Below are 7912 nucleotides of genomic sequence, written 5' to 3' on the forward strand. Positions count from 1 at the left end.
CCTAAGGGTGTCGAGTTGTCGATCGTGCGAACTCGACACCTCCCCTAATGGCTCGCAGCTCGTTTGAACTCGGGCTGCGCCTGACCTGCGAGCAGGTGCGCATCGCGCAGATGATCCGAGGTCGGTCCGATGGCGAATCCGGGATCACCCGCCAGAATCTGCACCTGTGGCGCACCCACGGTCTGCGCGGCCTGCCGGCCCGAACCACGCTCGACGGCATGGCCGCTGAACTACGTCTCCCGTATGTCCGGGTTCTCGAGGCGGCCCTACGCGATGCCGCCTACCTTGGCGCCGCCGGCCATGTGGCCACCATCGAACAAGACGCATAACTCTGGGCCGTGGAAATTTCTTCGGGTGCGTCAGAACTCATAATGCCCAGCCCTAACCGACTTCGAAAGCAGACGCCAGTGCCGTGATCCTTGCCATTGGCACCCTGTGTCAATATGATGTAGATCTCACCCAAGTGGTGAAGCGCACATCTGGTTCGACGAGAGGAATCGTCGTGGAGAACACGCAGAACACCGAGGTCGTGCTGGAAGAGGCCCTCATCGAAGAGGTCTCGATCGACGGCATGTGCGGGGTCTACTGAAATGACGTCCGCAGCAGCGCCGGCCGACGCCGAACAGGAAGCCGCCACAGCGGCCTTCGATCTCGATGCCGACTGGCGCCTGCACCCCGGAGTGGCGTTGCGGCCTGTGCCGTTCGGGGCCCTGCTCTACCACTTCCACACCCGCAAGCTCAGCTTCCTCAAGTCGCCGACCATCGTCGAGGTGGTCCGCATCCTGGCCGACCACCCCACGGCGCGCGCCGCGTGCGCTGCCGCCGGTGTGCCGATCGACGATCCGGGTACCGCAAGGCTGTACCTACACGCGCTCGGCCAGCTCGCCGCCTCGCGCATGATCGAGGAGACCTCATGACCAGCACGCTGAACCGCCCGGCGGCCACCGCGCCGACCACGACCGCGCCCGCTCCCGTCGGCCGTCTCGTGGACCAGTTCGAGCGCGGGCTCGACGCGCCGATCTGCCTGACCTGGGAGCTCACCTACGCCTGCAACCTGGCGTGCGTGCACTGCCTGAGCTCGTCGGGTAAGCGCGACCCCCGTGAGCTGAGCACCGAGCAGTGCAAGGCGATCATCGACGAGCTGCAGAAGATGCAGGTCTTCTACGTCAACATCGGCGGTGGCGAGCCCACCGTCCGCCCGGACTTCTGGGAGCTCGTCGACTACGCCACGAGTCATCAGGTCGGGGTCAAGTTCTCCACCAACGGCGTGCGGATCGACGAGAAGGTGGCGCAGCGACTGGCCGCCAGCGACTACGTCGACGTGCAGATCTCCCTGGACGGCGCCACGGCCGAGGTCAACGACGCGGTCCGCGGGCCGGGGTCGTTCGACATGGCGGTCCGGGCCCTGGAGAACCTCCAGAACGCCGGGTTCACCGACGCCAAGATCTCGGTGGTCGTCACCCGGCAGAACGTCACCCAGCTCGACGAGTTCAAGGCCCTGGCGGACCGGTACGACGCGACGCTCCGGATCACCCGACTGCGTCCCTCCGGCCGCGGCGCCGACGTCTGGGACGAGCTGCACCCGCTCCCCGAGCAGCAGCGGGGTCTCTACGACTGGCTGGTCGCGAACGGCGAGAACGTCCTGACCGGCGACAGCTTCTTCCACCTGTCCGCCTTCGGCGACGGCCAGGGTTCGCTGCCCGGCCTCAACCTGTGCGGTGCGGGTCGCGTGGTGTGCCTGATCGACCCGATCGGCGACGTCTACGCCTGCCCCTTCGCCATCCACGACAACTTCCTGGCCGGCAATGTGGTGGCCGACGGGAGCTTCGAGTCGGTCTGGCAGACCTCTGAGCTCTTCCGCGAGCTGCGCGAGCCCCAGTCCGCCGGGGCGTGCGCGTCCTGCGACTTCTACGACAGCTGCCGGGGCGGCTGCATGGCGGCCAAGTTCTTCACCGGCCTGCCCATGGACGGCCCGGACCCGGAGTGCGTCCAGGGATACGGCGAGGGACTGCTCGAGGCCGAGCGGAATATCCCCCCGGCGTCGCAGGATCATTCCCGCGTGAACGGACTGGCCGCGCGCAAGCAGCCCACGGGTCCCGTGCCGCTGACGCTCATCACCACCCCGCCGCGCCGGCCCAGGAGCCTGTGCGACGAGTCGCCGGTCTGACCGACCGCTCCCGAACCCCCGAAAAAGGAGGCCCCCGAGAATGTGGCTCGTCGCGTGGGGCCCCATCGTCCGAATTCTGCCCAACGTTGCGCGTTGAAATGGTCGGGCCACGCCATTGGCCGCCGCGATCGAATCCACTCGCCAGCGGGAGGACGGCGGGGTCCAGTACACGGTGTCCGTGCGCGTGGACATCGAGGGCCAGGACCGGCCGGCGATGATCGGCCAGACGGTCTACCTCGTCTACCCGACTCCATGATCCGCCAACCCATCACCGAAGGAGACGCGCGTGCGCGCTTTCGTCCTCAGCGACTACACCGGCCCGGCCGGTCTCGCCCTCACCGATATCGACCCGCCAACCCCAACAAATGACGAACTGCTGCTGGAGGTCCATTCAGTGGGAGTGAACTTTCCGGACCTGCTCATGACCCGCGGCCAGTACCAGCACCGACCGGAACTGCCGGTCGTGCCGGGGTGCGAGATCGCCGGCACTGTCGTGGCTGCTCCGGCAGCGTCGGGCTGGGCTCCCGGAGACCGCGCGGCCGCCTTCGTGTGGGAGGGCGGATTCGCCGAGCAAGCCGCCGTCCCGCTGAATGCGGTGGTGCGTATCCCCGACCGGGTGGACTTCGACTTCGCTGCTGCGATGGTCGTGAACTACCACACGGTGCACCTCGCCCTCTCCCGCCGCGGAAACCTGCAGTCGGGCGAGACGGTTCTGGTCATGGGCGCCGGCGGCGGCGTCGGCACCGCGGCGATCCAGGTGGCGGCGGGGCTCGGGGCGCGGGTGATCGCCGGGGTCTCAAGCGCCAGCCGGGTCGACATCGCGGTGGCCGCCGGTGCGGCGGAGACCATCGTGCTGGAACCCGGGTTCTCCGCAGAGGTCCGAGAGCGGACCGGCGGCCGCGGCGTGGATATGGTGCTCGACCCGGTCGGCGACTGGCTCTTCGACGAGTCCGTCCGGGCCCTGGCCCCCGAGGGGCGCGTGCTCGTGGTGGGATTCGCGGCCGGCCAGATCCCCTCCATCAAGGTCAACCGGCTACTCCTACGCAACGCCGGTGTGCTCGGCGCGGCCTTCGGCGCCTTCGTGGGCTTGGACCCGGATCTCATGCGCACCCAAGCCGAGTCCCTCGATCCCATGGTCGAGGCCGGGCTGGTAAATCCACATATCGGTGCGCGCTACTCCTTCAACGAACTGCCCACCGCTCTCGCGGATCTCGGGAAGGGGGGCATCCGCGGCAAGGCGGTGGTGCAGGTCAGGTGACAAACTCCGATAACCGGGCTGCGCGGTCATACACAATTCGGCAGGACCGGGCACGGGCCCATTCCTCGAGCAGGATGCGGTTGTAGCGCTCGCAACATGGCTGGGTTCGCTCAGCATCGTTCCGCCAGGCAGTGCCCCCGTTCGCAAACTTCTCACGCCGAGACTTCGTCACTTGGCCCCTTCACGCCTCATTGCAGTGGTATCAAGGACGGCAGTGCCGTGGCTCGCCGAGCGAGGCTGTGCACGCAAAGTCCGGGGGACTTATCTGCTGCAATACGACAGACTCCCAGTGTCCTACGCATTACCCAACGAATTAATGGCGCAGCGCTCGGTGTCAATCTCTTTTGAACTTCTGTTTGATCTAAGCGGCGAGTAGCTGTTCGACTGTGCTCGTCGCGGCGGGTGCTTGGGTGACGGCCGACCTTGACCATTGTCCATCTCCACCATGAACTGCTTGGTGTTGCGTTGACGACTTGAGTCTAAATCGGCTTTTTAGGGACGCGTTTTCCATCTTCAACTTGCGGTTCTGCTCTTCCAGCGCCTCCAGCCGGCCATGATCGGCCGGACGGAGGCCGAGCCCGGGTTCCGGGTTGTCTTGGCGGTGTTTTTGCACCCAGTTTCCCAACGTGCCGGGGTTGGATCTCCAGCTCCCCGGCGACCTCGGCGATGGAGCGCTCGGACTGGATAACCAATTGCACGGCCTCAGCCTTGAACTGCGGTCTGAACTTCCGACGTGATCGTGGTGCCATGAGCTTGATCCTCTCGCATCAAGCGGCTGTCCAAGATTTTTGGTACACCCCAAGGCGGCTCCGGGCGTGTCAAGGTTTCCTGCGTAAGGGGCCGGTCAGCTAGCCCGCTCTGCCGGGTGGTCAGAGTGGGAGTCGGTTGGGGAACTGCACGGCGAAGGCGTTCACCGCTCGGTGCCATCCCTGGGTGCCGGTGCCGAATTCGCCACCGCGGGTGGTCTCGATGTTCCGGATGCCCAGGTAGATCAGCTTGATCGCCGCCTCGCTTGAGGGGAACGAGTCCCGAATCTTGGTGCTCATGTGGTCTCTCACGCCTTGGTGGTGGCGACCGGGGTTTCGATCGATGGGGCCCGCGAGATGCTCGGTGCCGTGGTCGGCGACAGTGAGTCGTTTGACTTCTGGCGCGAGTTCCTGGTCCGGCTCAACACCCGCGGGTTGGCGGAGGCGCGACGGGGTGGATGGTGTCGTGGACGAAGTCTTGACCGGAGGCCGTTGGTTCGCTCTGAATGTGCGCCGCACTGTTTGGCATAAATGTACTGAACGGTCTCTTTGTGGAATCTCAGTCCCACCGAGAGGCTGGATGAACCCTTGTCAATCCTTGTAGGCGAGGTATCGCGTCACGCCAACAGATCCGGTACCAATCGGTACGATATTGCTTGCGGCAAGATGTGGTCTGTGTTCTACTTGTGGCGCAGGACACAGTCGTCCGTTTGGGAGTGGCAGCGCGTGGTGGGTCAGCCGAGTGGGCCTGGCTTGTTCGCTCAAACAACCTCAGCGAGAGAAGGTTGGCTATGACAGCGACTGCTATCAGGGATGGTGGTTCTCCACACACTGAATCGGCCAGCGTGTAGCAAATTTTGACATCCCCATTTGTTCCTATCAACCTCCTTGGCCGCGCGGAGCGACTGAGGAATATCGAGAAGAGACAGGAGATTTTTCTGATGAAAACACGAGGCGCGATTTGCTGGGAGCCTGGCGCGAACAAGGGTTGGTCAGTCGAAGAGATCGAACTGGGTGATCCTCGGCCTGATGAAGTACGAGTCAAACTCGCAGCGTCGGGGCTCTGTCATTCGGACGACCATATCGACTCCGGCATCTTTGTCGGCTTGGAGCCTATGGTCGGTGGACACGAAGGCGCCGGAATCGTTGAGGAAGTCGGCTCCGCAGTCAAGGGAATCGTGCCGGGCGACCACGTCGTGCTGGCGTTTATCCCCTCCTGCGGCCGTTGCTACTCCTGTGTCAGTGGACATTCGCATCTTTGCGATCTCGGAGCCCACCTCTTCGGAGGAGTGGCGCTCTCGGACGGGACCCACCGGGTCCAAGCGCGTGGCAAAGGCGTAGGGACGATGTGCTTGCTGGGAACCTTCTCCCCGTATGTTGTTGTCCACGAGGACAATGTCATCAAGATCCGTGACGATGTTCCGCTTGATCGGGCCGCGCTCGTAGGGTGTGGCGTCACGACGGGGTGGGGTTCGGCATTTCACACCGCGGGCACCCAGCCCGGAGACACGGTGGCCGTGATTGGCGTCGGCGGAATCGGCATGAACGCAGTACAAGGTGCCCGCCTCGCAGGTGCCAAGAACATCATTGCGATCGACACTGTGGCTTACAAACGAGAGCGCGCCAAGGAGTTCGGCGCAACGCATGTGGCCGCAAGCATGGAGGAAGCCCTGCCCCTTATCGCGGAGCTAACTCGGGGCACCCTGGCGCATCGGGCCATCCTGACCACCAGCGTTGCTGAGGGCGAGCTGGTGGAGCCAGCACTGAAGCTGGTCGGCAAACGGGGAGTGCTGGTTCTGACCTCGAGTGCACCGGGCGATCAAATCAAGGTCGACCTGGATCTGTTAACCCTCACCTTGTACGAGAAGGAAATCCGCGGCGGTCTGTTCGGATCATCGAATCCCCGCATTGATATCCCCCGCCTGCTCGACTGGTATATGGAGGGAGAACTCAAGCTCGACGAACTGGTCACTACTACCTACACCCTCGACCAGGTTAACCAAGGATACAAAGACATGTTGGATGGCAAAAATTTGCGCGGCATCATCACCTACGAAGAGGCTTGAGTTTCATGACCAGCACCACACACCACAGGACACTTTCCTGGGCTAAGGAAGCTGAGTACACATTCAAGTTCAGAAAGTTGGTTCTGGGAACATGACGCACTACTCACTCTTCATTGACGGCAAGTCTGTCGATACCGACGAAACCTATGACGTGGTCAGCCCGGGTGATGGCACGGTGATTGCCACGCTAGCCAAGGGAGGAACCGCGGAGGTCGACGCTGCGGTCGAAGCCGCCGCAGCGGCTTTCGCCAGCAGCGGCTGGCGCGAAACTCCGATGCATGAGCGGGCGGCGGTAATCGACCGCGCAGCGGATGCGATCGAAGCCCGCGCCGAAGAAATCAGTTTGCTCGCCTCGCGAGAGAACGGCACACCGGTCAGGCTCGCTCAAGGTCTCTCTGTCGGCTTCCCAGTCATGCATATCCGCTACTTTGCCGACCTGGCGCGACGACACGTCACCGATCAGCCGACCATGGTAAGCGGCAGCGTAGTCGGCATCATTCGTCGTGAACCGATTGGCGTCGTCGCAGGAATCGTTCCGTGGAACTTTCCACTGCTCCTCACGGTGTGGAAGTCGATCCCGGCAATCGCAGCGGGCAACTCTGTCGTGCTCAAGGCCGACGAGAAGACGCCGTCAACGGCTCTCATCTTGGCCGAGGTGCTCAAGGCTGCGGGATTGCCCGATGGCGTATTCAATGTCATCACTGGTGATGGAGCCGAAGTCGGTGGGCATCTTACCAAGCACCCAAAGGTCCGGAAGGTCTCATTCACGGGGTCCACTGCCACTGGACGGACGGTCATGGCGAACGCTGCAGAGCGTGTCAAGAAGGTCACCATGGAACTCGGCGGAAAGGGAGCAAACATCGTGCTCCCCGACGCCGACCTCGACCTGGCGGTAGACGGATCACTCTGGGCCTTCTTGGTCCACGCCGGCCAAGCATGTGAATCCGGCACCCGGTTGTTCGTCCACCGAACCATCTATCGCGAGTTCGTTGATCGCCTTGTCCAGCGCGCATCGCAGCTCACTATCGGTGATCCCACAGATATGAGCACCGACATCGGACCCTTGATGAACCGAGCTCAGCGGGAACGCGTGGAAGGGTTCATTGACAGCGGTAAGAAGGATGGGGCAACCGTCGCATTCCAGGCCGAACTTCCTGCTGACCTGAACAGGGAAGGCATGTGGGTTCCTCCGACAATCTTCACCGACGTCACACCTGACATGAAGATCACTACGGAGGAGATTTTCGGCCCTGTGGTCTCAGTGATGGCATACGACGATATCGATGCCGTCGTGGCAGAGGCCAACACCAGTGAGTACGGACTCTCGGCCGGCGTTTGGACCACCGACTATACGGTCGCAATGGACCTAGCGCATCGACTTGAGGCTGGCACCGTATGGATCAATGACTGGCACGCCCTGTCAGGCCAACTGCCGTTCGGAGGTGTGAAGCAGAGCGGATTCGGCCGTGAGATGGGCCCGAATGCCATCAACGAGTACACCAATGAGAAGTCGATTGCAATTGACTACTCGGGCCGCGATGCCCGCGCGGCGTGGGGACTTACTATCCCGTAAGAAGAATTGTTCGGAATTCTGACCCACTGAGAGTGCCTCGCAACGAAAACTTCGTTGCGAGGCACTCTCGATCCGTCTCGCCCCGGCGGACCCCTCCAGTTA

The 7912-nt window shown here is 63.1% G+C and carries 9 protein-coding genes and 2 pseudogenes; 9 read left to right on the forward strand and 2 right to left on the reverse strand.

Going from position 1 to position 7912, the window contains the following annotated elements; all coding sequences use genetic code 11:
• The first annotated feature begins 47 nt into the window (after window positions 1-47).
• From AYO52_RS13225 to AYO52_RS13245, 6 genes are all read left to right on the forward strand, one after another.
• The gene (locus AYO52_RS13225) at window positions 48-329 is read left to right on the forward strand and encodes an XRE family transcriptional regulator (RefSeq protein WP_206474892.1); all 282 of its coding nucleotides are present in this window, start codon (window positions 48-50) and stop codon (window positions 327-329) included.
• A 173-nt stretch (window positions 330-502) separates the two neighbouring features.
• Window positions 503-589 (forward strand): mycofactocin precursor MftA, encoded by an 87-nt coding sequence (gene mftA / locus AYO52_RS18380; RefSeq protein ID WP_067716580.1) that lies wholly within the window; start codon window positions 503-505, stop codon window positions 587-589.
• 1 nt (window position 590) lies between these two features.
• On the forward strand, window positions 591-917 hold the full coding sequence (mftB, locus tag AYO52_RS13235) for a mycofactocin biosynthesis chaperone MftB (protein WP_067718209.1): 327 nt from the start codon (window positions 591-593) through the stop codon (window positions 915-917).
• Window positions 914-2167 carry a mycofactocin radical SAM maturase gene (gene mftC, locus AYO52_RS13240; RefSeq protein WP_067718211.1) on the forward strand — a complete coding sequence of 418 codons (1254 nt, stop codon included), beginning with the start codon at window positions 914-916 and terminating at the stop codon, window positions 2165-2167. Before mftB ends, mftC begins: the two co-directional genes overlap by 4 nt.
• A gap of 115 nt (window positions 2168-2282) precedes the next feature.
• A complete protein-coding gene (locus AYO52_RS18385; protein WP_156523614.1) occupies window positions 2283-2423 on the forward strand; it encodes a hypothetical protein in 141 nt (46 codons plus the stop codon).
• Between the two features lie 30 nt (window positions 2424-2453).
• Complete coding sequence (locus tag AYO52_RS13245; protein ID WP_067718214.1) at window positions 2454-3425, forward strand: NADPH:quinone oxidoreductase family protein; 972 nt, start codon at window positions 2454-2456, stop codon at window positions 3423-3425.
• A 479-nt stretch (window positions 3426-3904) separates the two neighbouring features.
• Here the strand turns inward: AYO52_RS13245 and AYO52_RS19285 are convergent, their stop codons facing one another.
• Together AYO52_RS19285 and AYO52_RS18390 are read right to left on the reverse strand one after the other, a co-directional pair.
• Entirely contained in the window at window positions 3905-4174 is a 270-nt protein-coding gene (locus AYO52_RS19285; protein WP_082924011.1) for a transposase, read from the reverse strand.
• Window positions 4175-4294: 120 nt separating this feature from the next.
• Window positions 4295-4465 (reverse strand): annotated as a pseudogene (locus tag AYO52_RS18390) (IS256 family transposase); the annotation flags it as partial.
• Here AYO52_RS18390 and AYO52_RS17880 point away from each other — a divergent pair.
• From AYO52_RS17880 to AYO52_RS13255, 3 genes and pseudogenes are all read left to right on the forward strand, one after another.
• Window positions 4460-4609, forward strand: a pseudogene (locus tag AYO52_RS17880) (transposase); the annotation flags it as partial. The pseudogenes AYO52_RS18390 and AYO52_RS17880 sit on opposite strands and share 6 nt — an antisense overlap.
• 503 nt (window positions 4610-5112) lie before the next feature.
• Window positions 5113-6237 (forward strand): NDMA-dependent alcohol dehydrogenase, encoded by a 1125-nt coding sequence (locus tag AYO52_RS13250; protein WP_006897512.1) that lies wholly within the window; start codon window positions 5113-5115, stop codon window positions 6235-6237.
• A gap of 91 nt (window positions 6238-6328) precedes the next feature.
• Complete coding sequence (locus AYO52_RS13255; protein ID WP_006897513.1) at window positions 6329-7810, forward strand: aldehyde dehydrogenase; 1482 nt, start codon at window positions 6329-6331, stop codon at window positions 7808-7810.
• Window positions 7811-7912 lie beyond the last annotated feature (102 nt).

Source organism: Dietzia sp. 111N12-1 (assembly GCF_001658045.1).
Classification (GTDB): Bacteria; Actinomycetota; Actinomycetes; order Mycobacteriales; family Mycobacteriaceae; genus Dietzia; species Dietzia kunjamensis.

Bases quoted from the DNA above. Each gene is read 5' to 3' on its own strand.
- AYO52_RS13225 (WP_206474892.1), top strand. From the start codon at position 48: ATGGCTCGCAGCTCGTTTGAACTCGGGCTGCGCCTGACCTGCGAGCAG.
- mftB (WP_067718209.1), top strand. From the start codon at position 591: ATGACGTCCGCAGCAGCGCCGGCCGACGCCGAACAGGAAGCCGCCACA.
- mftC (WP_067718211.1), top strand. From the start codon at position 914: ATGACCAGCACGCTGAACCGCCCGGCGGCCACCGCGCCGACCACGACC.
- AYO52_RS19285 (WP_082924011.1), bottom strand. From the start codon at position 4,174: ATGGCACCACGATCACGTCGGAAGTTCAGACCGCAGTTCAAGGCTGAG.
- AYO52_RS13250 (WP_006897512.1), top strand. From the start codon at position 5,113: ATGAAAACACGAGGCGCGATTTGCTGGGAGCCTGGCGCGAACAAGGGT.
- AYO52_RS13255 (WP_006897513.1), top strand. From the start codon at position 6,329: ATGACGCACTACTCACTCTTCATTGACGGCAAGTCTGTCGATACCGAC.